The 24,385-nt window shown below is 74.8% G+C and carries 21 protein-coding genes and 3 pseudogenes; 15 read left to right on the top strand and 9 right to left on the bottom strand.

Features of this window, described 5'->3' with window-relative positions:
- Positions 1-278 precede the first annotated feature (278 nt).
- Positions 279-473, top strand: a pseudogene (locus tag ACFVYK_RS12680) (steroid 3-ketoacyl-CoA thiolase); the annotation flags it as partial.
- 141 nt (positions 474-614) lie between these two features.
- On the opposite strand, the gene ACFVYK_RS12685 reads toward ACFVYK_RS12680, so the two are convergent.
- Complete coding sequence (locus ACFVYK_RS12685; protein WP_389772240.1) at positions 615-1,466, bottom strand: TVP38/TMEM64 family protein; 852 nt, start codon at positions 1,464-1,466, stop codon at positions 615-617.
- Between the two features lie 49 nt (positions 1,467-1,515).
- Here ACFVYK_RS12685 and ACFVYK_RS12690 point away from each other — a divergent pair, with 49 nt between their 5' ends.
- The 3 genes from ACFVYK_RS12690 to ACFVYK_RS12700 all read left to right on the top strand — a co-directional run bounded on the left by ACFVYK_RS12690 (position 1,516) and on the right by ACFVYK_RS12700 (position 4,918).
- Complete coding sequence (locus ACFVYK_RS12690) at positions 1,516-2,253, top strand: DNA alkylation repair protein (protein WP_389772243.1); 738 nt, start codon at positions 1,516-1,518, stop codon at positions 2,251-2,253.
- Between the two features lie 277 nt (positions 2,254-2,530).
- Complete coding sequence (tuf, locus tag ACFVYK_RS12695; protein WP_389772246.1) at positions 2,531-3,700, top strand: elongation factor Tu; 1,170 nt, start codon at positions 2,531-2,533, stop codon at positions 3,698-3,700.
- A 426-nt stretch (positions 3,701-4,126) separates the two neighbouring features.
- Positions 4,127-4,918 carry a spermidine synthase gene (locus tag ACFVYK_RS12700; RefSeq protein ID WP_389772336.1) on the top strand — a complete coding sequence of 264 codons (792 nt, stop codon included), beginning with the start codon at positions 4,127-4,129 and terminating at the stop codon, positions 4,916-4,918.
- A gap of 71 nt (positions 4,919-4,989) precedes the next feature.
- On the opposite strand, the gene ACFVYK_RS12705 is transcribed toward ACFVYK_RS12700, so the two are convergent.
- Entirely contained in the window at positions 4,990-6,333 is a 1,344-nt protein-coding gene (locus ACFVYK_RS12705) for an MFS transporter (RefSeq protein WP_389772249.1), read from the bottom strand.
- Between the two features lie 69 nt (positions 6,334-6,402).
- Positions 6,403-7,425, bottom strand: coding sequence for a hypothetical protein (locus ACFVYK_RS12710; RefSeq protein ID WP_389772252.1), 1,023 nt, complete (start codon positions 7,423-7,425; stop codon positions 6,403-6,405).
- A gap of 254 nt (positions 7,426-7,679) precedes the next feature.
- Here ACFVYK_RS12710 and ACFVYK_RS12715 point away from each other — a divergent pair, with 254 nt between their 5' ends.
- Positions 7,680-8,117, top strand: a complete 438-nt coding sequence (locus tag ACFVYK_RS12715; RefSeq protein ID WP_389772339.1) for a DUF4442 domain-containing protein — start codon at positions 7,680-7,682, stop codon at positions 8,115-8,117.
- Between the two features lie 277 nt (positions 8,118-8,394).
- On the opposite strand, the gene galU is transcribed toward ACFVYK_RS12715, so the two are convergent.
- Positions 8,395-9,360, bottom strand: a complete 966-nt coding sequence (gene galU, locus ACFVYK_RS12720) for a UTP--glucose-1-phosphate uridylyltransferase GalU (RefSeq protein ID WP_389772254.1) — start codon at positions 9,358-9,360, stop codon at positions 8,395-8,397.
- A gap of 407 nt (positions 9,361-9,767) precedes the next feature.
- Between galU and ACFVYK_RS12725 the strand changes: the two genes are divergently transcribed.
- On the top strand, positions 9,768-11,708 hold the full coding sequence (locus ACFVYK_RS12725; RefSeq protein WP_389772257.1) for a ricin-type beta-trefoil lectin domain protein: 1,941 nt from the start codon (positions 9,768-9,770) through the stop codon (positions 11,706-11,708).
- 378 nt (positions 11,709-12,086) lie between these two features.
- Positions 12,087-12,752, top strand: a complete 666-nt coding sequence (locus ACFVYK_RS12730) for a DedA family protein (RefSeq protein ID WP_389772259.1) — start codon at positions 12,087-12,089, stop codon at positions 12,750-12,752.
- Between the two features lie 232 nt (positions 12,753-12,984).
- On the opposite strand, the gene ACFVYK_RS12735 is transcribed toward ACFVYK_RS12730, so the two are convergent.
- Positions 12,985-13,512 (bottom strand): gamma carbonic anhydrase family protein, encoded by a 528-nt coding sequence (locus ACFVYK_RS12735; RefSeq protein ID WP_389772262.1) that lies wholly within the window; start codon positions 13,510-13,512, stop codon positions 12,985-12,987.
- 108 nt (positions 13,513-13,620) lie between these two features.
- Between ACFVYK_RS12735 and ACFVYK_RS12740 the strand changes: the two genes are divergently transcribed.
- Positions 13,621-14,385: an acyltransferase gene (locus ACFVYK_RS12740; protein WP_389772265.1), complete on the top strand. Its 765-nt coding sequence runs from the start codon at positions 13,621-13,623 to the stop codon at positions 14,383-14,385.
- Positions 14,386-14,408: 23 nt separating this feature from the next.
- Here ACFVYK_RS12740 and ACFVYK_RS12745 read toward each other — a convergent pair.
- Positions 14,409-15,107 (bottom strand): annotated as a pseudogene (locus ACFVYK_RS12745) (EamA family transporter).
- Between the two features lie 135 nt (positions 15,108-15,242).
- Between ACFVYK_RS12745 and ACFVYK_RS12750 the strand changes: the two are divergent.
- Positions 15,243-15,824: a helix-turn-helix domain-containing protein gene (locus ACFVYK_RS12750; RefSeq protein ID WP_389772267.1), complete on the top strand. Its 582-nt coding sequence runs from the start codon at positions 15,243-15,245 to the stop codon at positions 15,822-15,824.
- Positions 15,825-15,861: 37 nt separating this feature from the next.
- Here the strand turns inward: ACFVYK_RS12750 and ACFVYK_RS12755 are convergent.
- Positions 15,862-16,386, bottom strand: a pseudogene (locus tag ACFVYK_RS12755) (cation diffusion facilitator family transporter); the annotation flags it as partial.
- Positions 16,387-16,438: 52 nt separating this feature from the next.
- Positions 16,439-16,846: a CoA-binding protein gene (locus ACFVYK_RS12760; protein WP_389772270.1), complete on the bottom strand. Its 408-nt coding sequence runs from the start codon at positions 16,844-16,846 to the stop codon at positions 16,439-16,441.
- Positions 16,847-16,977: 131 nt separating this feature from the next.
- Between ACFVYK_RS12760 and ACFVYK_RS12765 the strand changes: the two genes are divergently transcribed.
- From ACFVYK_RS12765 to ACFVYK_RS12785, 5 genes are all read left to right on the top strand, one after another.
- Positions 16,978-17,727: a hypothetical protein gene (locus ACFVYK_RS12765; RefSeq protein WP_389772272.1), complete on the top strand. Its 750-nt coding sequence runs from the start codon at positions 16,978-16,980 to the stop codon at positions 17,725-17,727.
- Entirely contained in the window at positions 17,724-18,257 is a 534-nt protein-coding gene (locus ACFVYK_RS12770; RefSeq protein ID WP_389772274.1) for a SixA phosphatase family protein, read from the top strand. The genes ACFVYK_RS12765 and ACFVYK_RS12770 overlap by 4 nt, the downstream gene beginning before the upstream one ends.
- A 132-nt stretch (positions 18,258-18,389) precedes the next feature.
- Complete coding sequence (locus tag ACFVYK_RS12775) at positions 18,390-19,016, top strand: YigZ family protein (RefSeq protein WP_389772277.1); 627 nt, start codon at positions 18,390-18,392, stop codon at positions 19,014-19,016.
- Between the two features lie 154 nt (positions 19,017-19,170).
- A complete protein-coding gene (locus ACFVYK_RS12780) occupies positions 19,171-20,334 on the top strand; it encodes an exonuclease SbcCD subunit D (RefSeq protein ID WP_389772280.1) in 1,164 nt (387 codons plus the stop codon).
- A complete protein-coding gene (locus ACFVYK_RS12785) occupies positions 20,331-23,354 on the top strand; it encodes an AAA family ATPase (RefSeq protein ID WP_389772283.1) in 3,024 nt (1,007 codons plus the stop codon). Before ACFVYK_RS12780 ends, ACFVYK_RS12785 begins: the two co-directional genes overlap by 4 nt.
- Here ACFVYK_RS12785 and ACFVYK_RS12790 read toward each other — a convergent pair.
- A complete protein-coding gene (locus tag ACFVYK_RS12790; RefSeq protein WP_389772286.1) occupies positions 23,315-23,761 on the bottom strand; it encodes an Lrp/AsnC family transcriptional regulator in 447 nt (148 codons plus the stop codon). The two genes, ACFVYK_RS12785 and ACFVYK_RS12790, sit on opposite strands and share 40 nt — an antisense overlap.
- 122 nt (positions 23,762-23,883) lie before the next feature.
- Here ACFVYK_RS12790 and ACFVYK_RS12795 point away from each other — a divergent pair, with 122 nt between their 5' ends.
- Entirely contained in the window at positions 23,884-24,381 is a 498-nt protein-coding gene (locus tag ACFVYK_RS12795) for a rhodanese-like domain-containing protein (RefSeq protein ID WP_389772289.1), read from the top strand.
- The last annotated feature ends 4 nt before the right edge of the window (positions 24,382-24,385 follow it).

Consider the following 24,385-nt stretch of genomic DNA (forward strand, 5'->3'; position numbering starts at 1 on the left):
TGTGCGCGTGAGCCCAGGTGTGGGCGCGACCGCAGGCGTGTGCGCGACGGCCTGCGCGCGTGTGACGCCAGGACCGGTTCATCATCACCCGCCGGGTCGGTTGTCGTAGTTCCGGTCGAATCCCTGCGGTTCGTCCTGCCGGCTGATCCAATCGACCGACGTCGAGAGCGTCGGGATCGGGGAGTCAGCGAGTGCGGATCAGGGACACGGCGGCGGCGCTGTGCGCGGCGGTTCTGGTGGCCGGGTGCGGCGGCGGGGGCGGTTCCGGCGGAAAGGGATGGCGGCAGGAGACCGGGGCCGACCTCGCCAAGGTCAATGTGCACGGCGGCGCGATCGCGCTCGGACACCCCCTCGGCGCGAGCGGCACCCGTCTGACGACGACGCTGGTCCACGCGATGCGGGCCCGCGGCGCCCTGCAGACCATGTGCGAGGCGGGCGGGCTCGCCAACGCGATGGTGCTGGAGTCCGTGTAGCGGCACCAGGGCGTGGGAGGCCCGTCAACCGGCCGCGGTCGCAGGACAGGTGACGGGCAGGGTGAGCGCTGATCACCGTCAGGGCCGCGCACGGGCGACGCTCAGCGCTGGCACGACGTCGCGAACGGGTGACGGCGCGGGCTACGGACGGCGCAGGTGGTGGCGCTTGCGCCAGGCCACCGCCGCGCCGACCACCGCGGGCAGGGCGATGCAGACCATGGCGATCAGGAAGGCCGGCGACGTCGGGGAGGAGGCCCGGGCCCCGGCGACGACGTAGGCGGCGGTGTTGGGGATCGATCCCAGCGCGGTCGCCACCAGGAACGACGGCCAGCTCATGCGCGACACGGCGGCGCAGTAGTTCGCGGCCCAGAACGGCACCCCCGGGAACAGCCGGGCCGCCAGCATCGAGCGCAGGCCGTGCCGGCTCAGCTGACCGTCCGCCGCCTCGAGCAGGCGGCCGCGCAGCAGCGGACGCAACGCGTCCTGCCCCAGGACGCGCCCCAGCCCGAAGGAGATCCCGGCCCCCAGCACCGTGCCCGCCAGCGCCGCGCCGACGCCCCACTGCGAGCCGAACAGCGCGCCGGCGCCCAGGTTCAGCAGCGGTCTCGGCACGAACGCCACCGTGCACAGCCCGTACGCCACCGCGAAGACCGCGGCCGCCGAGGCGCCGCCCAACTGGGGCGGCCAGCCGTCCGCGAGGAGCTTCTGCGGCTCGAAGAGCAGCACGCTCGCCGCGGCCCCGGCCAGCAGCACGATCAGGAGCGCCAGGCGGGACCAGGGCGACAGGAGCACTCTGCGGCAGCGCGCGGCGATCCCGCCGGGAGCGGTCGCCGAGGACGGGACGGGCGCGACGACGGAGGGGACTGCCGGCGGGACCACGGGGGTGATGACGGGCAGGGGGGCAGGCGCGAGCAACGGAATGACGAAGTCCGTGCCGGTGGCCCGGGGAGAGGCCGTGGCGGTGCCCCCAGAGCGGGTGGTGGCATCGAGCATCCCGTGACACTAACGGACGGACATGTGTGATCGCCGTATGGTTCGTCTCATGACCGTCACAGGTGCGGACCCGGCCGACGGGCCGCACAGCGCTCTCGCCGACACCGTGCTGGAGCGCCTGACGGCCGCGTACGGCGGCGCGGCCGACGCCCGCCGGGCGGCGGCCATGCGCGCCTACATGAAGGACGTGGCCCCCTTCCTCGGCCTGCCCACCCCCGACCGCCGGGCCCTGTCCCGCGCCGTCCTGGCCGGCACGCCCCGCCCGGTCGAGGACGACTGCACGGCGATCGCCCTGCGCTGCTGGGCGTTGCCGCACCGCGAGTACCACTACTTCGCCGTGGACTACCTGCGCCGGCACGCGGAACGTCTGTCGTCGGGGTTCCTGCCGGTGGCCCGCCGGCTCGTCACCACCACCTCCTGGTGGGACACGGTCGACCTGCTCGCCGCGCACGTGGTCGGCGCCCTGGTCGCGGCCGACCCCGGTCTCGCGGCCGACCTGGACGACTGGATCGTCGACGAGGACCTGTGGGTGGTGCGCACCGCCCTGCTGCACCAGCTGCGCCACAAGGAACGCACCGACGCCGACCGGCTGTTCGCGTACTGCCTGCGCCAGTCCGGCCATCCCGCCTTCTTCGTCCGCAAGGCCATCGGCTGGTGCCTGCGCGAGTACGCCAAGACCGACCCGGATGCCGTCCGCGCCTTCCTCGCCCGCGAGCGGGGCCGGTTCGCGCCGCTGACGGTCCGCGAAGCCCTGAAGAACATCGACGCCGTGCGAGGGCCGTCCTAGCCGATTGCGGTCATACGGCCCCCCTCCGCCGATCCGCGGAAAACCATTCGACACCCGACGAACCGTCGGCGAGGATCAGCCTCATGTTCCGGCACGCCTTCCTCCTCGCAGCATCCGCAGTCGCGGATGCGCCGAAGGCTGCCGTCCCGATCCTCGCGGCCGCTGTCGACGGCGCCCGAAGCTGACCCTCTCCGGACTGTCCGGCGGACCCCCCAGGGGGAGGGTCGGCCGATTCCTCGGGGTCCCCCTTCCTACGGACACGCTTCGAGGTACAGCCATGCCCAAGACCGCGTACGTGCGGACCAAGCCCCATCTCAACATCGGCACCATGGGTCACGTCGACCACGGCAAGACCACGCTGACCGCCGCCATCACCAAGGTTCTCGCCGACCGCGGAACCGGCTCCTTCGTGCCGTTCGACCGCATCGACCGCGCCCCGGAGGAGGCCGCGCGCGGGATCACCATCAACATCGCGCACGTCGAGTACGAGACCGACACCCGGCACTACGCGCACGTCGACATGCCGGGTCACGCCGACTACGTCAAGAACATGGTCACCGGCGCCGCGCAGCTCGACGGGGCGATCCTCGTCGTCTCCGCGCTCGACGGGATCATGCCGCAGACCGCCGAACACGTCCTGCTGGCCCGGCAGGTGGGGGTGGACCACATCGTGGTCGCCCTCAACAAGGCCGACGCGGGCGACGAGGAGCTCATCGACCTCGTCGAACTGGAGGTCCGCGACCTGCTCACCGAGCATGGGTACGGCGGCGACGCCGCGCCCGTCGTCCGGGTGTCGGGGCTGAGGGCCCTGGAGGGCGACCCGCGCTGGACGCGCGCCGTCGACGCGCTGCTCGACGCGGTGGACACCTACGTGCCCGTCCCCGAGCGCTATCTGGACGCGCCGTTCCTGCTGCCGGTGGAGAACGTGCTCACCATCACCGGCCGGGGGACCGTGGTCACCGGCGCGGTCGAACGGGGCACGGTGCGGGTGGGCGACCGGGTCGACGTGCTCGGCGCGGGTCTGGAGAGCGTGGTCACCGGCCTGGAGACCTTCGGCAAGCCGATGACGGAGGCTCAGGCCGGCGACAACGTGGCCCTGCTGCTGCGCGGGGTGGCGCGCGACGCCGTCCGCCGGGGGCACGTCCTGGCCGCGCCGGGGAGCGTGACGCCGCGGCGGCGGTTCTCGGCGCAGGTGTACGTGCTGTCGGCGCGTGAGGGCGGTCGTACGACGCCCGTCTCCACCGGGTACCGGCCGCAGTTCTACATCCGGACGGCGGACGTCGTCGGAGACGTGGACCTGGGCGCCGTCGCGGTCGCGCGGCCCGGGGACACGGTCGACATGACCGTCGAACTGGGCCACGAGATCGCGCTGGAGCCCGGCCTCGGCTTCGCCGTCCGGGAGGGCGGGCGGACCGTGGGGGCGGGAACCGTGACGTCGGTCCTCTGAGCTGAGACCGGCCGGCACGGGCTGAGCGCGGACCGCGCGCCGGTGACCGTGGGCCGCCGACCCCGGTCTCCGGTCCACGGGCCGGCACACGCGTCTGCGGCCGGGACCGACGGCCGTGCCCCGCCGTGGGGTCCGCGTCCCTGCGCCGGGGTCCGTGTCCCTGCGCCGGGGTCCGCGGGCCCTCACCGGGGTCCGCTGACCCCGGCGCAGGGTTCGCGGCCTCGGCCCCGGTCCGCGCCCCTGGCGCCGGCATCTGCCCTCTCGGGTACCGGGCCCGGCGGCCTCACCTCCCGCACCCGGTGTCCGGCGGCCCCGCACGCGGCCCGGGGTGGGTCCAGGTCGGCGGGGCCTCACCGGCACAATGAACGGGTGAACGACGAGCCCGTACCCGTCACCCGAGCCGTCGACCACGGCATCGCCAAGCTGATGCCCGACGTCGACCGGGACCGGGCCTGGCTGCTGACGGTCGACGGGGCGCCGCAGTCGTACGTCGACCTCGACGAGCCCACGCACCTGGAGTTCGAGTACGCGCGGCGCCTCGGGCACGTCCTGGACACCGCCGCGGAGCCGGGACGCCCCCTGGACGTGCTCCACCTCGGCGGCGGCGCGCTCACCCTGCCCCGGTACGTGGCCGCGACCCGGCCGGGCTCCCGCCAGGACGTCGTCGAGTTCGACCGCGCGCTGCTGGACCTGGTCGCCGAGCACCTGCCCGTCCCGCCCCGGGCCGGCATCGCGCTGCACGCGGCCGACGCGCGGGCCTGGCTGGAGGCGGCCCCGGACGGCTCCGCAGACGTGCTCGTCGCCGACGTCTTCGGCGGCTCCCGGATCCCCGCCCAGCTGACCTCCCTCGCCTACGCCGAGGAGGCGGCACGGGTCCTGCGCGCCGACGGCGTCTATCTGGCGAACCTCGCCGACGCCGCGCCGTTCGCCTTCCTGAGGTCCCAACTGGCCGCTCTGGCCGAGGTGTTCGAGGAGCTGGTGCTGGTCGCGGAGCCGGCCGTGCTGCGCGGCCGCCGCTTCGGCAACGCGGTGCTGGCCGCCGCGCACCGCCCGCTCGACGTGCCCGCCCTGGCCCGCCGCACCGCCGCCGACCCGTTCCCCGCCCGGGTGGAGCACGGCCCCGGCCTGCGCCGTCTCATCGGCGACGCCCGACCGGTCCGCGACGAGGACGCCGTACCGTCACCCGAACCGCCCGAGGGGGCGTTCGGCATCGGCTGAGGCGTGGCGGGCGCGCGCTCGGCCCCCGGGCCCGGCCGTTCGACCGGCGCGCATGCGGGCGTGAAGCGGGCCTAACCGATCAGACGCCGGTCCGTGTCCTCCGCTCCCGGCCGCGCGTCCGCCCTCGGCGTCCCGCCCGACACCGGCCCGGTGCGCCGGGTGAGGTTGCGCACGTCCGGCACGCACAGGACCGCCGCCGTCACCACGACGACGAGGGCGGCGCAGCCCCACAGCGACGTGCCGCGGCCGAACGCGGCCTCCGCGGGCCCCGCCGACGCCATGGCCAACGGCACCAGGGCCACCGAGCCGAACCAGTCGTAGGCGGAGACACGCGAGAGTTTCTCCTCGGGGATCTCCTGGTGCAGCGCGGTCATCCAGGAGACGCCGAACACCTCCAGGGTGACGCCGGTCAGGAACATCGCCGTGCACAGGACGCCGATCGGCACCGGCACGGCGAGCGCGGCGGCGGGCAGGGCCAGGGGAAAGACACAGAGCGTGCCGGCCAGGAGCAGACGGCGCGGCTTCCACCGGGTCATCAGCAGCGCCCCCGTCACGGTGCCGCCGCCGAAGAGGGCCAGGGCGAGGCCCCAGGGCCCGGCCCCGCCGAGGTGGTCGCGGGCGACGAGCGGCCCGTACACCGCGTCGGCGGCGCCGACGACGGCGTTGGCGACGGAGAACTGCAGCACGACGCCCCACAGCCAGGGCCGACCGCTGAACTCCCGCCAGCCCTCGCGGAGGTCGGACAGCAGACCGCCGCCGGGCGCGCGCTTCGGGATGCGTCGCACGTCGAGGAACGCGCGCAGCGAGCCGGCCACCGCGAACGCGGCGGCGTCCGCGGCCAGCACCCAGCCCGGGCCGATCACCGCGACCATCGCGCCGCCGAGGGCCGCGCCGCCCAGTCCCGCGCCCTGCATCGCCATCCGGAAGACGGCGAAGGCCCGGCCGGCCTGCTCGCCCTGGACCGAGGACATCAGCATCCCCTCGGCCGCGGGGGAGAAGAACGCCTGGCCCGCCCCGCCGAGCCCGGTCAGCAGCATCATCTGCCACAACTGAGGCTCGCCCAGCAGGACGAGCGCGGCGAAGACGGCCTGGGACGCGAAGTTGAGGGCGTTGGCCGCGACCATCACCCGGTGCCGCGGCAGCCGGTCCGCGACGGCGCCGCCGATCAGCAGGAAGAGCACCAGCGGAAGGGTGCGGGCCGCCGCCACCAGGCCCACGTCGCCGCCGTCGCCGCCCGACTCCAGGACGGCGAACGCGGCGGCGATGAGAGCTCCCTGGCTGCCGAGGCTCGTCACGAACGCGGCGGCGGTCAGCAGGCTGTAGTTGCGGCTCGCCCAGGAGGGCCCGCGCGGGCGGCGGGCGCCCGCGGGTCCGCTGGCTTCGACGGTCTCGGCGGTGTCGGCGGGTGGGGTCACCGGCCGACTATCGCCGCCGGGGTCCCGCCGCGCCAAACCGGTCACGGACCGCCGGTGCGCCGGCCACGCTCAGTTGTGGGTGGGCGTTCCGTGGAGCCGTACGGTGCTCAGGATCTGCATGATGGTGGCCTTCGGGAGCTCGTCCTTCACGCCCTTGGCCCCGTACAGGTTCCACGACACGTAGTCGTCGTTGGAGTTCTTGAAACCGAAGGTGATCGCCTTGCCGTCGCTGTCGCACTTGCCCTTCTGGGGCGTGTTCGTGGACTGCGCCCAGGCGTAGCTGCCCTTGACGCCGGAGGCGGTCGTGAAGGGGGTGGCCTTCTTGTCGGTGGTGATGCTCTTCTTGTCCGGTTCGGTGTAGCCGCCGAAGACCCACCACGCGGGCGTGTTGATCGCGATCTCGTCGGTGTTCTTGGCGCCCTCCGCGCCCTTGCTGCCGACCATGGCCAGGGCGGTGTCCTCGATCTTGCCGTCCTTGTCGGAGTCGACCGAGCACCACTTCGACTTGAACTCGGCCGTGCCCCCTTGCAGGATCCGGTCGTAGCCGTCGGACTTCTTCTTGTCCTCCCACTCGAACCCCTGGCTGAGTCCCGGCGACTGGACCTCCCAGTCCGCCGGCACGTCGAAGGCGATGCCCCACTTGGGGTTCACGACGACCTTCCAGCCGGGGACGGTCGGCTTCTCCGACTCGTTGCTGCGCGGGTTGTCGTCCGTGCCGTCGGACGAGGACGCGGACGCCGAGGCGGAGACGGAGGGACTCTCGCTGCCCTTGCTCACGGGAGCCGGTTCGTCGTCGCCGCCCAGCACCAGGAATCCGGTGACTGCGGCGGCGACCACGACGGCGGAGGCCGCGATGATCGCGACCAGCTTCGTCCGGTTGCCGTCGCCGCCGCCGCTGCCGTTCGGCGGCGGGGTGGGCATGCCGACGGGCGCCGGGGCGCCCCATTGCGGCTGCGTCGGGTAGGGGTTGGGCTGCTGCTGGTACCCGGGTTGCTGATACGGGTTCGGCTGCTGGTATCCCGGCTGCTGGTACGGATTGTTCTGCGCCTGCGGGTTCTGCTCTCCCCCGGGCGGCTGCTGTCCTGGCCACATGGCCAGAAACACTAGTGCCGCCCGGGACACGGTTCGGTCACCGCCCCTTGTCAGGGACGTACCGAATCGGGGCCGGACGGGGGCGACCCGCGCACAGTGCCCCGGTACCTCCGGATTGTGAGGTCCGGGTCCCGGTCTCCACGCCCCGCCCTCCCCGGCGAGGCGAGCCCGGACCGCCGCCATGGGGCGAGCGTCACATGGGCTGGTCACCTGAAGCTACTCGTAGGTAACATCTCGGCATGAGCGCAGACCAGATGTCCATCGGCGAGATGCTCGCCGCCACGGTGCCCATGGCCAGGACCCTGAACCTCGAATTCATCGAGGCCGGTCCGGAGAGGGCCGTGGTCGCGCTGCCGGACCAGGGCGAGTTCCACAACCATGTGGGCGGCCCGCACGCCGGCGCGATGTTCACGCTCGGCGAGTCCGCCAGCGGCGCGATCGTCCTCGCGGCGTTCGGCGACCAGCTCTCCCGTGCCGTGCCGCTCGCCGTCGGCGCGCAGATCGCCTACCGCAAGCTGGCGATGGGCGCCGTCACCGCCACCGCGACCCTGGGGCGGCCGGCCGCCGAGGTCGTCGCCCAGCTCGACGCGGGGGAGCGCCCCGAGTTCCCGGTCGCCATCGAGATCCGCCGCGCCGACGGAGCCGTCACCGGCGAGATGACGGTGACCTGGACCCTGCGTCCCAACGGCTGACGCCCCCGTCCCAACGGCTGACGCCCCCGTCCCAACGGCTGACGCCCCCGTCCCCACGGCCGACGCCTCCGACTCCGGACGTTCCGACGCCCGACGCCTCCGACTCCGGACGCCTCCGACTCCCGACGCCTCCGACGCCCGACGCCTCCGACGCCCGACGCCTCCGACTCCGGACGTTCCGACGCCCGACGCCCCGGCGGCGGACGGCCCGCAGGATCCGCCTGGTGCGCACATCGCCACCAGGCCCGTCGTCGCCGGTGCCGTCGGGGTCACCGGGTCAGGCGGCGGGCCGGTCCCGCTCGGCGCCGCCGTCCTCGCCGTCCCCGCCGCCCTCGCCGCCCTCGCCGTCCTTCAGGGCCGCCACGAAGTCCTTGAGCCAGGCGACGAACTCCGGCCCCAGGTCGGGCCGGTCGCAGGCGAGGCGGACGACCGTGCGCAGGTAGTCGGTCTTGTCGCCGGTGTCGTACCGGCGGCCGGAGAAGACCACGCCGTGCACCGTGCCGGCCGCCGCCAGCTCCTGGAGGGCGTCGGTGAGCTGGATCTCGCCGCCGCGGCCGGGCCCGGTGCGCTCCAGCACGTCGAAGACGGCCGGGTCCAGGACGTACCGTCCGATGACCGCGTACCGGCTCGGCGCGTCCTCGCGCGCGGGTTTCTCCACGAGCCCGGTGACGCGCACGACGCCGTCCTCCCCGGACGGTTCCACGGCCGCGCAGCCGTAGCGGTGGATCTGCTCCGGCGCCACCTCCATCAGGGCGACCACGCTGCCGGCGTACCGCTCGCGGACGTCCAGCATCCGGCTGAGCAGCGTCTCGCGCGCGTCGATGAGGTCGTCCCCGAGCAGGACGGCGAACGGCTGGTCGCCCACGTGGTGGCGGGCGCAGAGCACGGCGTGACCGAGGCCGAGCGGGTCGCCCTGCCTGATGTGGTGGATGTCGGCGAGCCGGGCCGGGTCGCGCACCGCGTCCAGCCGCACGGTGTCGCCCTTGGCGGCCAGCGCCTGCTCCAGTTCGAAGGCGTGGTCGAAGTGGTCCTCGATGGCCCGCTTGTGCCGGCCGGTCACCATCAGCACGTCGTCCAGGCCGGCGGCGGCCGCCTCCTCGACGACGTACTGGATGGCCGGCTTGTCGACGACGGGCAGCATCTCCTTCGGCGTCGCCTTGGTGGCGGGCAGGAAGCGGGTGCCGAGACCGGCGGCCGGGACGACCGCTTTGCGGACCCGGGGTGCGGAGTGGGGGGTGCTCATGGCGACGATGCTGGCCCATCCGGATAGGAGCGCACCGGGAGTCACCTCGGAGATTGCTGTGCGCCACCGGTCCACCGTGAAGCGGCCGTCCTGACCGGGCCGGAAGTTGGAGATTCCGTGTCTCATCCGGCTTTCCGTGGGCGCAAGTTGAGCCCGCCCGTCCGGGGCATTTTCGAAAACGGGTGCGGCTACCGCCGGTAACTTATCTGAAATTCCCTCGCTTTGAACCTGGGTCACTCGAACTCCTTGTTTACTGTGAGGAGCGTGTGCGAAGGTGAGCCTCCCCTTACGGATGGGTCCGATCGGGCCAACGTGCCTGGTCAGGCCAAAGGTACGCACCAATCAGGCACCTGCTTTCCGACGGCGTGTTTTCCGTGCCGTTCGTCGGCTTGGAAGGAAATGGTTCCGTGCAATCCCCCAACCCCCCACGCCCGCCCCACCCGCCCCGCCCCGGTTGGACCCCCGGGGAATCCGATCCCGAACTCGTCGCCCGGCTGGCCGACCCCCACGGCCGCGCCCACGCGATAGCCCTGCTGTTCGCCCGTCACTGGCGGGCCGCCCTCGACTACGCCACGGTCTGCCTGGCCGGCACCGAGGACACGGCTCGACTCGTGGCCGCCGCGGCCTTCCACGACGTCCTCGGCCGGCTGGCCGACGGGCGCACCGACGGCGCACTGCGCCCCCAACTCCTCGTCGCCGTACGGGAGACGGTCAGGGAATGGGCCGGCGCCGACAAGGTCGCGGACGTTCTGCCGGAACTGCGGAAAACCGTCGGCGGCCGCGGACTGCGCGCCGCGCGCCCCGGGACCGCCGAAAGGCGGCAACTGGCCGAGCGCTCTTTCCAGTTGCTCCCGGCCGCCTCGCAATGCCTCCTGTGGCACACCGAGGTGGAGGCGGAACCCATATCCGTACCGGCCGGTCTGTCGGGGATGGACGACAGTGCGGCGAACGGCGTTCTGGAACAGGCGCGGGAACAATTGCGGGCGGGTTGTGTACGCGCCCACCGGGAACTCGCGCCGACCAGTGAATGCGGCTTCTACAACCGTCTCCTCGACGTTCCCCTGCAGCGCGGCGGAACACTGCTGCCCGACGTCCGCCGGCATCTGGCGCACTGCCGCTTCTGCCGGCACGCCGCCGAACAGCTCAGCCATTTCGACGGCGCACTGGACGTGCTGCTCGCCGAGACCGTGCTCGGATGGGGCGCCCGCCGCTATCTCGACTCCCGCCCCGGCCGCGTGCGCGCCGCGTCCCCCGACGCGCCGGCCCGCCCGGTCGGGGTGCGTCCGCCCGCCGGCGGCGGCCGGCACCGCACCACCTCCGCGGGCCTGCTCGACCTTCCGGGCCGGCGCCCCAAGGCCGTGCTCGTCGGCGTGGGACTGACCTCCCTGGCCCTGGTCGCGACCGTCCTCGCGGCCAAGGGGTGGTCCGACGACGGCGCGCCCGCTCCCGGGGCCACCTGGGGCGCGCCCGTCGGCAGGACCAGCACCCCGGCCGTCGACGGCCGACGCTTCCCGGGCGTCTCCCGCAACCCCTCGCCCGTCGGCTCCCCGTCGAACGCCTCAGCCTCCCGCGACGCCGAGGTCGCGCTCGGCAGACTGCGCGGACCGGACACCGGGCTCTGTCTCGACGTCTCGGGCGGCCGGGCGGAGGTCGGTGTCGGCATCGTCCTGGCCGACTGCTCGGCGGCCGCGTCCCAGCAGTGGTCCTATCAGCAGGACGGTCTGCTGCGCAGCTCCGCCGACCCCACGCTGTGCCTGGCCGCCGACCCCGGCCACCGGACGACCGCCCTGGCGCGGTGCCTGGTGCACGCGGGGGAGACGTTCTTCGATCTCACCGTCCGCGGTGAGCTGCTGCTGCGCCGCGACGACGAACTCGCGGTCGCCCGGGACGCCGACGGCGAGGGGGCGTCCGTCGTCGTCTTCGAGCGGGACGGCTCGACCGGGCAGCGGTGGGTCTTCGACACGGCCGCGACGGCGCCCGGTGCGCCCGGCCCGCAGGCGCGCAAGCAGACGGAGCCGCCCGCGGCGCGGGCGCCCGGCACGCCCGGCGCCCCGGCCCTCCCGGCGTCCCCCGCGCCGGGCAGCGGCCCGCCCCTCGCCCCCGACGGCGTCCCCACACCCGCCGCGACGGTCCCCGGGCCGCAGTTCGAGACCCGGATCGCCCAGGTGAGCTGCTGCGCCGCCCCGGCAGGCCCGGCGACTTCGGCAGCCCGGCCGGACCCGGCCGGTCCCGTCGGTGCGGCCGCCGCGCCCGTCGTGGACGCGCTCCCCGCACAGGCCGCCGTGTCGGAGGTCTCCGGCGTGCTCGGCACAGTCGTCGCGGAAACGGCCGCCTCCCTGGGGCACTGAGCCGGCGCCGGCCCGCGAAGCCGAAGGAGGGGCCGCACGAGGGGAGCCGCCCCTCCTTCGTCGCGCCGCCGCCCGCCGCCCGCCGTGCGGTCGACGGCGGCGGTGCACGGCCGCGGCGGGCCTTCGGCCATCAGGGCGGACCGGGAACACGGCGGACCGGGAACACGGCGGACCGGGAACACGGCGGACCGGGAACACGGCGGGACCGGTGGGCGTTTGGTCATCGAGGAGTGTCCGGCGGGCCGCGCCGTCCCGAGGGATCGCGGGTCCGCATCCGTGGTGGGGCGGGCTGCCTCACCGGCCGGACCGGCCGGGGCCGACCCGGTAGGGTTCCGGGGAGCGTCGACAGACCAGGGACGTCAAACGGGAGGAACCGCGGTGCACGTGCAGGAATGGCTCGACACGGTGCCCGCGGCCGCCGTCTACGCCGTGGTCGCCCTGGTCATCGGCCTGGAGAGCCTCGGCATCCCGCTGCCCGGCGAGATCGTCCTCGTCTCGGCCGCGCTGCTGTCCTCCCAGCACGGCGGCGTGAACCCCTTCGTCCTGGGCGCGTGCGCCACCGCGGGCGCCGTGATCGGCGACTCCATCGGCTACGCCATCGGCCGCAAGGGCGGACGCCCGCTGCTGGCCTGGCTCGGCAGGAAGTTCCCGAGTCACTTCAGCGAGGGGCATGTCGCCACCGCCGAGCGGTCCTTCGAGAAATGGGGCATGTGGGCCGTCTTCTTCGGCCGCTTCGTCGCCCTGCTGCGCATCTTCGCCGGACCGCTCGCGGGCGTCCTGCACATGCCGTACTGGAAGTTCCTCACCGCCAACCTGCTCGGCGGCATCGCCTGGGCGGGCGGCACGACGGCCGTCATCTACTACGTGGGCGTCGTGGCCGAGTCCTGGCTGAAGCGGTTCTCCTGGCTGGGACTGGTCCTGGCGGTGCTGATCGGCCTGACGTCGATGCTCGTCATCAAGCGCAAGGCGAAGCGCTCCGCGCAGGAGGCCGCCGAGGCCAGGACCGAGGCGCCGGCCGGGGCCGAGCCCGCCGTCGCCGAGTAGTCGGGGCACGGGGCCGCGGCGCGGGGCGGAAGCCCGCGCGCGCCCGGTCGGCCGAGGTCACCGCTCACCGGCGGTGAGCGCCTCCTTGGCGTCGGTCTTGCCCTCGCCCCGGTACCAGGTCTCGATCCGCTTGACGCCGGCGCGACGGATCGCGGCCGGGGCCCGCACCCGTGCACCCCGCCCACCCGTGCACCCCGCCCACCGGCGGGTCCGAGCCCCGAGGACGCCGCTCCTACGCGTGGATCTCGCCGTGAGCCTTGGCCAAGTCCGCGTACAGGGTGCCGTTCAGCGTCACGCCCTGCCGCTCCTCCTCGCTCAGCTCCCGCTTCACCTTGGCCGGCACGCCCGCCACCAGCGAACCCGGCGGGACCACCATCCCCTGCGGCACCAGCGCCTGCGCGGCGACCAGCGAACCCGCCCCGATCACCGCGCCGTTGAGCACGGTCGCCCCCATGCCGACGAGGCAGTCGTCCCCGACGGTCGCGCCGTGCACCACGGCGTTGTGGCCGACCGACACGCGCTCGCCGATCGTCACCGGGAAGCCGGGGTCGGCGTGAAGCGTCACGTTGTCCTGGACGTTGGCGTCCGCCCGGACCGTGATCCGCTCCACGTCCCCGCGCACCACCGCCCCGTACCAGACGCTGGCCCCCGCCTCCAGGGTGACGTCCCCGATCACCGACGCGGTCGGCGCCACGAACGCGTCCGTGTGGACCCGGGGTTCCCTGCCGCCGATCCCCACGATCAGCGCCTTGTGCGTCATCACCGTCTCCTCGTGTCCGTCGTTCCCCGCACCGTACGCCACCCGGTGGGGCGAAGATCACAGGGCCGGGGGCCGTTGGCCGCGGTGCGCGCTGAGTACGGTGAGCGGGTGCCGAAGCGCAAGAACACGTTCTCATCATGGCGGCGTCGACTGGCCCAGCGCGCCGTCCACGCGGGCTGGTCCTGGGTGCAGCGCACGGCCTCCGTCACCGCCGAGCGGCCCGGGCGCTTCCGCTTCGGCTCGATCGGCGACGGCACCCGGCTCGCCTTTCCGCTCGGCACGGTCTTCGGGGAGCCCTGGATCCATCTCGGCGCGCACTGCATCGTCGGGGAGCAGGTGACCCTGACCGCCGGTCTGATGCCCGACCTCGACCTCGGTCCGGACCCGATCCTGCGCCTCGGCGACGGCGTCGTCCTCGGCCGGGGCAGCCATGTCATCGCCGACACGACGGTCACCATCGGCAGCGACTGCTACTTCGGCCCGTACGTGTACGTCACGTCCACCAATCACTCCTACGACGATCCGCACGAGCCGATCGGCAAGCAGTGGCCCCGCATGGAGTCCGTGGAGATCGGCCCGGGGTGCTGGATCGGCACCGGTGCCGTGATCCTGCCGGGGGCGCGGATCGGACGGAACGTCGTCGTCGCAGCCGGGGCGGTGGTGCGCGGGGCCGTGCCCGACCATGCCGTCGTCGCGGGGGCTCCGGCCCGGGTCGTCCGACGCTGGACGCCCGCGGAGGGCTGGCAGCCGCCGCTGCGCAGCCCCGCGCCGGTGCCGATACCGGACGGCGTCACCCCGGACCAACTGGTCGCGCTGTCGGAGCTGGACGAGGAGACGGTGGCCGAGCTGGCCCGGCTGGAGCCCGGCAGCTGATCCGCGGGAACGGCGGGGGCGGGCTAGCCGGTGGCCGGCAGCAGTGTGCCGACCAGGGCCGGCCCCGCGCCCGCCGCCTGGACCGGGCGGAGCCGTTCGCGCAGGAATCCGCGCGCGGCGAGAGCCGTCACCACCGGGTACAGGCAGGCCGGCACGGCGGCCACCGTGACCGGGCCGTGCTGGGCGGCGACGGCGTAGCTGCCGTTCGCGGCGACGTCGGCAAGGCCGACGAACGCGTAGGCCGGCAGCGAGGCCCCGGCCAGACCCCCACGGGCAGCGCGGGCGCCCCGCGCCGGACGGCGACGTACAGCGCCGCGCCGCCCGTCGCCCCGGTGGCCCGCGAACTGCTGCGGCGCGGGCACACCGACGGGCAGGGCGAGCCCCGGGCGCTCGCCGAGGAGGAGCCCGACGGACACCGGCACCGCGACGCCGAGGTCGGCCGGCGGGGAGACGACCCCATGGGACCGAGCGCCAGCGCCTTGTAGGAGGAGAGGAGGGCGACCGGGCCCACCAGTCCGGCCACGACCGCGAACCGGAGGCGGGCGCCGGCCTCGCTCGCTCCAGCCGCCGGTGGCCGTCACCGTCACGCCGAGGGCGACCACGGCGATCGACTGCGAGACGACGACCACCGTGAGCGCCGGCGCGCGTCGGGTCAGCAGTCCGCCGCCGAAGTCGACCAGGCCCCTCAGGACTCTGGCGGACAGGGCGAAGACTGCTGTCACGGTCCCTCGCAGTACAGTTCGGTGCACGATCGGGTACACCGCACCGTAGTTCAGGGAAGTGAACCCTGTCATCCAGAATGTTGGACTCCGGGACGGGAACGGAACCGGATGGAATCGGGCGGAACAGGACGGAAAGTGTCGGACCTCGACCTGCTGACCCAGTCCCTGGCGCGGAACGTCAAACGGTGGCGCACCGAACGCGGCTTCACGCTCGACGCGCTCGCGGCGCGGGCCGGGGTCAGCCGCGGCATGCTGATCCAGATCGAGCAGGCCCGTACCAATCCCAGTCTCGGCACGGTCGTCAAGATCGGCGACGCGCTCGGCGTCAGCATCACCACCCTGCTCGACTACGAGCGCGGCCCGAAGGTCCGCATCGTCCCCGCCGAACAGGCGGTGCGCCTGTGGCACACCGACGCCGGCAGCTACAGCCGGCTCCTGGCGGGCACGGAGGCGCCCGGTCCGCTGGAGATGTGGGACTGGCTGCTGATGCCCGGCGAGAGCAGCGGTTCGGACCCGCACCCGCCCGGCACCGTCGAGATCGCCCACGTCACCGACGGCGAGCTGACCCTCACCGTCGACGGCGGCGAGCACCGCGTCCCGGCCGGCGCGAGCGTCACCTTCGAGGCCAACGCCGCGCATCGTTACGCCAACCTCGGCGAGGTCCCGACACGGATGGTGCTGACGGTGTCGGTGCCGCCTCCCGCGCCCGCGCACTGAGACCCGCCGGGGGGCTGCCCCGGGGGGCGTCGGGGACTCAGGCGGCCCTGGGCGGGGCGGACCGGGTCCGGCCCGGGCCGTGGTGCGCGAGGGGCAGGTGCGGGTCGTCCTCGCCGGGCGCCGGCGCCGGGTCCGCGTGGACCAGCGCGGCGGTCAGCCGCGGCAGGGTGTGCAGCAGCGCGTGTTCGGCCGCCACGGCGATGGCTTGCGCCTGACGTACCGTCGCCTCGCCGTCCACGACGACCGCCACCTCGGCCCGCGGCCGGTGGCCGATCCAGCGCAGCCGCAACTCGCCCACGCCGCGCACCCCTTCGACCTCGCGCACCGTCCGATCGGCCCGTTCCACCAGGGCCGGGTCGACGGCGTCCAGCACCCGGCGGAACACCTCCCTGCCCGCGTCCCGCAGCACCAGCGCGATCGCCGCCGTGATCGCGAGCCCCACCACCGGGTCCGCCAGCCGCAGGCCCAGCGCCGAGCCGCCCGCGCCCAGCAGCACCGCCAGCGAGGTGTACCCGTCGGTGCGCGCGTGCAGCCCGTCCGCGACCAGCGCGGCCGAGCCGAGGCGGGCGAGGACCGGGGGCGCGGGGGTTCGTCCCGCCCCGGGGAACGGGTCGTCAGGCCAGGCGGGGGATCTCGATCGCCGGGCAGCGGTCCATGACCATCTCCAGGCCCGCGGCGCGGGTGCGGTCGTAGGCCGCCTCGTCGACGACGCCGAGCTGGAACCACACCGCCTTCGCCCCCTTGGCCACCGCCTCGTCGGCGACGGCTCCCGCGAGCCCGCTGTTGACGAAGACGTCGACGACGTCCACCTCGAAGGGGATGTCCGCGAGGGAGGCGTACCCCCGCTCGCCGTGCACGGCCTCCGCCTTCGGATGGACGGGCACGACCCGCTTGCCGAAGCGCCGGAGCACCTCGGCGACGCCGTAGGCCGCGCGCCCGCGGTTCGTCGACAGGCCCACCACGGCCCAGGTGTCACCCGGTCCGGTGAGGATCCTGCGGATCGTCGCCTCGTCGCCGTACACCGGCGGCCTCCTTGACGGTCGGACGGAACTCGTGCGTCGGACGGCGTCCGACGCACGTGTCAACAGCGTGCGGTGGTCGCTGATTCCGGGCTGCGCCTGCGAACCCGCCCCCGGCCGCCTAGGCTCGGCACGTGCTGCGCATCATCGACGCCCGAACCGGCGGATCCGTCCTCGCCGCCCCGGTCCGACGGGGCCTGACCCGTGTCGAGGCGCATGCCTCGGGGTACGGGGCCGCGTCGCTCAGGGTGCTGCTCGTCGCCGATCTGCTCGTGCGCGCGCTGGAGCTGGGCGGCACGCCCGCCTGGCTGCTGCTCACCGGCGACCGCGACCAGGCGGAGCTCCGGGCCGGCGCCACCGCCCTCGGCATGCACCCCTTCGAGGACGGCCGGGGCCTCGGCGCCGGAGCCGGCGTGGGCGAGGCGCAGATCCTGCACGTGGTCGGCGAGGACAGCCGCGGCCCCGACGGGGTGCGGGTCGCCGTCGCCCCGGCCGAAGGCGCCCTGCCCGGGACGCCTGCCAGGGGAATCGCGGCCGACGCCGACCCGGCCGTCCTGCGACTCGCCCTCCTCTCCGTGCCCCGCACCGCGCCCGTCCGGCTCGACGCTGCGGCGCTGGGCGAGGCCCGTGACACCCTGGCGCGCTGGCGGCGGTCCGTCGCCGACTGGGCGCGGCAGCCCTCACGGCCGGTCCCCGAGGAACTGCGCGGACGGCTGCGCGCCGCCTGGGAGGACGACCTGGACGTGCCCGGCGTGCTGCGCGTGCTGCGGGAGGTGCGGGACGCCGGCCCCGAGGCGCCTGCGGGCGCCCGCTTCGAGACGTTCGCCTACGCCGACCGTCTGCTGGGCCTCGAACTCACCCGCGACCTCGGAGCGCCGGCGTGAGCGCGCCCGACGCCGGGACGCCACGCCGGCTGGTCGTGCTGCGCCACGCCAAGTCGGCCTGGCCGGACGGCGTCCCCGACCACGAGCGGCCGCTCGCCCCGCGCGGCCTCAGGGACGCGCCGGCCGCCGGCCGCGCGCTCGCCGACGCCGGCTTCCGCCCGGATCTGACCCTGTGCTCCACCGCCGTCCGCGCCCGCCGGACCTGGGAGCTGGCCGCCGCGCAGTGGGAGGCCCCGCCGCCCCCGGCGCGCTTCGACCCGCGGCTCTACGCGGCGGACGTGCCCGAGATCCTGGAGGTCGTCGGCGAGACGCCCGCAGAGGTCGGCGCCCTGCTGCTGGTCGGGCACAACCCCGGCCTGGAGGAACTCGTCCTCGACCTGGCGCGCGAGGGCCGCGACGGCGCCCTCGACCGGGTGCGGCTGAAGTTCCCGACGTCGGCGATCGCCGTCCTGACCTGGTACGGGCTGCACTGGCGGGCCCTTGCTCCCGGCACGGCCCTGCTCACCTCGACGACTGTGCCGAGAGGCTGACCCGCCGTCGCGCCAGCCGGCCGTGATCACGGACGCCGGTGGCCGCGAACCCGGTCACCTCAACCCCGCGCGCGGGCCGCGCGCCCGCGCCGGCGAAGAGGCGGTGATCGGATCACCGCATAGGCTGACCGGATGCAGGACGAGTACCGCACCGTCGCCCGCGCGGGCGTGCACGAGACCGAGGTGAACCGGTCCCGCTTCCTGTGCGCCCTCGCCCCGGCGGCCACCGAGCAGGAGGCCCAGGACTTCGTCGCCTCGGTCCGCAAGGAGCACGCCGACGCCACCCACAACTGCTGGGCGTACGTCATCGGAGCCGACGCCCGCGTGCAGAAGGCGAGCGACGACGGCGAGCCCGGCGGCACCGCGGGCGTCCCGATGCTGCAGATGCTGCTGCGCCGCGACATGCGGTACGTCGTCGCCGTCGTCACCCGGTACTACGGCGGCGTCAAACTCGGCGCCGGAGGCCTGATCCGGGCGTACGGCGGCGCGGTCGGCGAGGCGCTCGACGCCCTCGACGTCCTCACCCGTCGTCGTTTCCGGCTGGCCACCGTGACCGTCGACCACCAGCGCGCCGGGAAGGTGCTCAACGACCTGCACGCGACCGGTCGCGAGGTGCGCGAGGTCCGTTACGGCGAGGAGGTCACCGTCGGGATCGGCCTGCCGGACGCCGAGGTGGACGCGTTCCGCGCCTGGCTGGCGGACGCCACCGCGGGGACGGCCGGGTTCGAGCTCGGCGGCGAGGCGTACGGGGACGCCTGACCGACGCGGGCGGGCGCGTGACGTGTGAGGTGCGACGCATCGAGCGAACGGCTGGGTGAAATGTCCGTCACGCCCCATTGGTGTGGCTGTCATGACGGTGCGATACGGGAGTAACCGCCCGGGCTGTCGGACCCGGCCGTTAGTCTCGGGGATCATGAGGCTCCTGCACACTTCCGACTGGCATCTCGGCCGGGCGTTCCACCGGGTGAGCATGCTCGGCGCCCAGGCCGAGTTCATCGGTCACCTCGTCACGACCGTGCGGGAGCGCGAGGTCGACGCCGTGGTCGTGTCGGGAGACGTGTACGACCGCGCGGTGCCGCCGCTCGCCGCGGTCGAGCTCTTCGACGACGCCCTGCACCGGCTGGCCGACCTCGGCGTCCCCACGGTGATGATCTCCGGCAACCACGACTCGGCCCGCCGGCTGGGCGTGGGCGCGGGCCTCATCGGACGCGCGGGCATCCACCTGCGGACGGATCCGGCGGCGGCCGGCACGCCGGTCGTCCTGCACGACGCCTTCGGCGAGGTCGCCTTCTATGGCCTGCCCTATCTCGAACCCGCCCTGGTGAAGGACCAGTTCGGCGTGGACAAGGCCGCCCACGAGGCCGTGCTCGCCGCCGCGATGGACCGGGTCCGCGCCGACCTCGCCGCCCGCTCGCGGGGAACGCGCTCCGTCGTCCTCGCCCACGCCTTCGTCACCGGCGGCGAGCCCAGCGACAGCGAGCGCGACATCACCGTCGGCGGGGTCGCCTCGGTGCCGGCCGGAGTCTTCGCCGGCGTCGACTACACCGCACTCGGTCATCTCCACGGCTGCCAGACCATCACCGAGCGGGTGCGCTACTCGGGCTCCCCGCTGCCCTACTCGTTCTCCGAGAGCGCGCACCGCAAGACCATGTGGCTGATCGACCTCGGAGCCGCCGGGGAGATCGCCGCCGAGCGCGTCGACTGTCCGGTCCCCCGTGCGCTGGCCCGGATCCGGGGAACGCTGGAGGGACTGCTCGCCGACCCCGCGCTCGCGCGTCACGAGGAGGCGTGGGTCGAGGCGACGCTCACCGACGCCGTCCGCCCCGCCGACCCCATGGCCCGGCTCGCCGAGCGCTTCCCGCACACCCTCAGTCTCGTCTTCGCCCCGGAGCGCGCGCCCGACGACCCCGACGTCTCCTACGCCCGCCGCCTGGCCGACCGCAGCGACCAGGAGATCGCCGAGGACTTCGTCGCCCATGTGCGCGGAGCGGGGCCCGACGCCGGCGAGCGGGGCGTGCTGCGGGACGCCTTCGACGCCGTCCGCGCGGACGACGCGGTCCAGGAGGTGGCGCGGTGAGGCTGCACCGGCTCGACCTGACGGCCTTCGGCCCCTTCGGCGGCGCCCAGAGCGTCGACTTCGACGAGCTGTCCGCGGCCGGCCTCTTCCTGCTGCACGGACCGACCGGCGCGGGCAAGACCTCCGTCCTGGACGCCGTGTGCTACGCCCTGTACGGCTCCGTGCCGGGCGCCCGGCAGAGCGGCCAGGGCGCGAACCTGCGCAGTGACCACGCAGCGCCCGGCACGCGCACCGAGACAGTCCTCGAACTCACCGTCGGCGGACGTCGGCTGGAAGTCTCCCGGCAGCCGCCCTGGGAGCGGCCCAAGAAGCGGGGCGCCGGCACCACCGTGGAGAAGGCCCAGAGCCTGCTGCGCGAGTACGACACGGCCGCCGGAGCCTGGAAGGAACTCAGCCGCTCCCACCAGGAGATCGGCGAGGAGATCACCCAGCTGCTCGGCATGAGCCGCGAGCAGTTCTGCCAGGTCGTGCTGTTGCCCCAGGGCGACTTCGCCCGCTTCCTGCGCGCCGACGCGGAAGCACGGGGCCGCCTGCTGGGCCGCCTCTTCGACACCCGGCGGTTCGCCGAGGTCGAGAAGCGGCTCGCCGAGCGCCGGCGCGGCGCCGAGGCGCGGGTGCGCGAGGGCGACTCCGCGCTGCTCGCCGACGCGCACCGGATGCAGCAGGTGGCCGGGGACGCCATGGAGCTGCCCGAACTCGCCCCCGGAGAGCCGGGCCTGGCCGAGGCGGTGCTCGGCGCCGCCGCCGTCGCCCGCAGCACCGCCCGCGAGCTGCTGACGACCGCGCACTGCGGCCGCCTCGCCGCCGAGTCCGCGCAGGCCGCCGCCGAGCGCGCCCTGGCTGACGTCCGCGAACTCGACCGGCTGCAGCGGCGGCTCGCCGCGGCGCGGGAGCGGGCCGAGGCGCTTCAGGAGCGGGCCGGCGCCCATCAGGAGGCGCGGGAGCGCTGGGAGCGGGCGCGCAAGGCGGAGGCGGTGGCGCCGGCGCTGGAGCTGCGCGAGGCCGCCGACGTCGAGCACGAGGAGGCCGCCGTCCGCGCGGCACGCGCGCGTGCCCGGCTGCCCGAGCGGTTCGCCGACTCCGGGGCCGCCGGGCTCGCCGCCGCCGCACGCCGGGCCGCCGAGGAGCTGGGCGGTCTCGCATCGGCCCGTCGGGGCGAGCGGCGGTTGGCCGACCTCGCCGTCGAGCGAGCCGACCTGGACCGGCGCGAACGCGACGACGAGGACGTCCTGGCGGAGGCCGACGCCTGGCTCACGGGCTGGGACGCCGTCCGCACCGAGCTGCGGGACCGCATCGAACGCGCCCAGGAGGCCGCCGCCCGCGCCGAGCAGCTCGACGGCCGGCGCGAGCCCGCACAGCGGCGCCTGGAGGCGGCCCGGCGGCGCGAGGAGCTGACCGACGACCTGGAGGCCGCCCGGCGCACCGCCCTCGCCTGCGGCGAACGGACGCAGACGGCCCGCGAGCACTGGCTCGACGTCAGGGAACAGCGCCTGAACGGCATCGCCGCCGAACTGGCCGCCACCTTGGCCGAGGGCGAACCCTGCGCGGTCTGCGGCGCCACCGAGCACCCCGCGCCCGCCCGCAAGGGCGCCGGGCACGTGGACCGCGAGGCGGAGGGGCAGGCGCTCGCCGCCTACCGGCGGGCCGAGGAAGGCCAGGCCGAGGCCGAGCGCGGGCTCGGCCGGGTACGGGAGGCGCTCGCCGTCGCCACCGCCGAGGCCGGCGACGCCCCGACGGACCGTCTCGCCGCCGAGGCGCTGGCGGCCGAGGAGGCCTATGCGCAGGCCCGCCGGGAGGCCTCGGCGCTGCACCCCGCGCGCGAGGAGCTGCGCCGGGCCGAGCAGGAGCACGAACGCCGTACGGCGGCGCAGCGCGAGGCCGCCGTACGCGCCGCCTCCCGGGTGGGCCACCGCGAGCGCCTGGAGCGGGAACAGCTCGCGCTGGAGGAGGAGTTGACGCGTGCCAGGGGAACGGCGGACAGCGTCGCCGAGCGAGCCGCCCAGCTGGAGCGGCAGGCGGCCCTGCTCGCCGAGGCGGCCGAGGCCGCCCGCGCCGCCGAGGAGAGCGCCGAGCGTCTCAAGGCCGCCGACGGTCGCCTGGACGAGGCCGCGTTCCGGGCCGGCTTCGACACCCCGCAGGCCGCAGCCGACGCCCTCCTCGACGACACCGCCCACCGCGAGCTGCAACGACGCCTGGACGCCTGGCAGTCGGAGGAGGCCGCCGTACGGGCCGCCCTCGCCGAACCCGACGCCCTGGCCGCGGCCCGCCGGCCCCCCGCCGACCTCGCGGCCGCCGAACGGGCGGCGGCCGACGCGGCCGAACGGCTGCGCGCGGCTGCCTCCGCCCAGGACGCGGCGGCCCGCCGCTGCGCCGAACTGGACCAGCTGTCGGCGCGCGCGAGCGCCGGCGTGCGCCGGCTTGCGCCGCTGCGCGAGGAGCACGACCGGGTGGCCCGCCTGGCCGGCCTCACCGCCGGCACCTCCGCGGACAACGAGCGCAAGATGCGCCTGGAGGCGTACGTCCTGGCCGCCCGGCTCGAGCAGGTGGCGGCCGCCGCGACCGTCCGGCTGCAGCGCATGTCGGCCGGGCGCTACACCCTCGTCCACTCGGACGACCGGGCCGGCCGCGGCCGCAGCGGGCTCGGGCTGCACGTCGTCGACGCCTGGACCGGCCGCGAGCGGGACACGGCCACGCTGTCGGGCGGCGAGACCTTCTTCGCCTCGCTCGCCCTGGCCCTCGGCCTCGCGGACGTCGTCACCGACGAGGCCGGCGGGGTCCGCCTCGACACCCTCTTCATCGACGAGGGGTTCGGCAGCCTCGACGACCAGACGCTCGACGAGGTGCTCGACGTCCTGGACTCCCTGCGCGAACGTGACCGCAGCGTCGGCATCGTCAGCCATGTGGGCGACCTGCGCCGGCGGATCCACGCCCAGCTGGAGGTCGTCAAGGGCCGGTCGGGTTCGACGGTGCGGCTGCGTGGCTACCGGCCCAGCGGGCGCCGGGGGAGCGGCGAGGAGTAGACCACGCTGGTCGTCACCGACCCGAGCGCGCCGATCTTCCCCGACACCTCCTCCAGATGGCGCATCGAGCGGGCGGCGACCTTGATCACGAAGCAGTCGTCGCCGGTCACATGGTGCGCCTCCAGGACCTCGGGCGTGACGGCCACCAGATCGTGGAACGGCTTGTAGTTGCCGTGCGGATAGCGCAGCCGCACGAACGCCAGAATCGGCAGCCCCAGCCGCTCGGGGTCCACGACGGCCGCGTAGCCCTGGATGACGCCCGCCTCCTCCAGCCGCCGCACCCGCTCGGTGACAGCGCTCGCCGACATCGCCACGGCACGCGCCAGGTCGGCGAAACTGGCCCGCCCCTCACGCTGGAGGACCTCGAGAATGCGCCAGTCGGTGGCGTCCGGGGAATACACGGTCATCTCCGAGGAGTAGCAGGGAAATCCCGGCCCGGCAAGGCTCACGCCGTGGAACGCCCCTTCAGGGAGATCATCGCCGGCCGTAGATTTCTGCTCGTCGGCCACCAGTGCAGAGAGGCCCCACGATGACCGCATCGACCGCATCGACCGGCGCGACCGCAGTGAACCCCGTCCTGCGCGTCGCCCCCGCCACCCCGGCGGAGGCGGCCGCCCACTTCCGCGCCAGCCTCGCCTTCCACGCCGACGTCTCCGACGTGGCCGCCGCCCTCGCGGCCGGCGGCGATCCCGGCTTCGTCGTCCTGGACTCCCGCTCCACCGAGTCCTGGGACCAGGGCCACGTCCCGGGCGCGGTGCACCTGCCCACCGCACTCGTCCGCGAGCAGGCCGAGCAACTGCTCGACCGAGGCGTCCCGGTGGTGACGTACTGCTGGGGCCCCGGCTGCAACGGCGCCACCCGCGCCGCCCTCGCGCTCGCCGAACTCGGCTACCGGGTCAAGGAGATGCTCGGCGGCTTCGAGTACTGGGCGCGCGAGGGCTTCGCCTACGAGACCGGGGAGGGACGCGAGCAGCGCGCCGCCGACCCGCTCACCGCCCCCGTGGACGCGGCCGCCTGCGGCTGCTGACCCG

Origin of the sequence: Streptomyces sp. NPDC058291 (assembly GCF_042880855.1) — a bacterium.
Taxonomy (GTDB): Bacteria; Actinomycetota; Actinomycetes; order Streptomycetales; family Streptomycetaceae; genus Streptomyces.

Excerpts from the sequence above, each read along its gene's own strand:
- ACFVYK_RS12685 (WP_389772240.1), bottom strand. The coding sequence starts at position 1,466 with ATGCTCGATGCCACCACCCGCTCTGGGGGCACCGCCACGGCCTCTCCC.
- ACFVYK_RS12690 (WP_389772243.1), top strand. The coding sequence starts at position 1,516 with ATGACCGTCACAGGTGCGGACCCGGCCGACGGGCCGCACAGCGCTCTC.
- tuf (WP_389772246.1), top strand. The coding sequence starts at position 2,531 with ATGCCCAAGACCGCGTACGTGCGGACCAAGCCCCATCTCAACATCGGC.
- ACFVYK_RS12700 (WP_389772336.1), top strand. The coding sequence starts at position 4,127 with ATGCCCGACGTCGACCGGGACCGGGCCTGGCTGCTGACGGTCGACGGG.
- ACFVYK_RS12710 (WP_389772252.1), bottom strand. The coding sequence starts at position 7,425 with ATGTGGCCAGGACAGCAGCCGCCCGGGGGAGAGCAGAACCCGCAGGCG.
- ACFVYK_RS12715 (WP_389772339.1), top strand. The coding sequence starts at position 7,680 with ATGTCCATCGGCGAGATGCTCGCCGCCACGGTGCCCATGGCCAGGACC.
- galU (WP_389772254.1), bottom strand. The coding sequence starts at position 9,360 with ATGAGCACCCCCCACTCCGCACCCCGGGTCCGCAAAGCGGTCGTCCCG.
- ACFVYK_RS12735 (WP_389772262.1), bottom strand. The coding sequence starts at position 13,512 with ATGACGCACAAGGCGCTGATCGTGGGGATCGGCGGCAGGGAACCCCGG.
- ACFVYK_RS12775 (WP_389772277.1), top strand. The coding sequence starts at position 18,390 with ATGCAGGACGAGTACCGCACCGTCGCCCGCGCGGGCGTGCACGAGACC.
- ACFVYK_RS12780 (WP_389772280.1), top strand. The coding sequence starts at position 19,171 with ATGAGGCTCCTGCACACTTCCGACTGGCATCTCGGCCGGGCGTTCCAC.
- ACFVYK_RS12790 (WP_389772286.1), bottom strand. The coding sequence starts at position 23,761 with ATGACCGTGTATTCCCCGGACGCCACCGACTGGCGCATTCTCGAGGTC.
- ACFVYK_RS12795 (WP_389772289.1), top strand. The coding sequence starts at position 23,884 with ATGACCGCATCGACCGCATCGACCGGCGCGACCGCAGTGAACCCCGTC.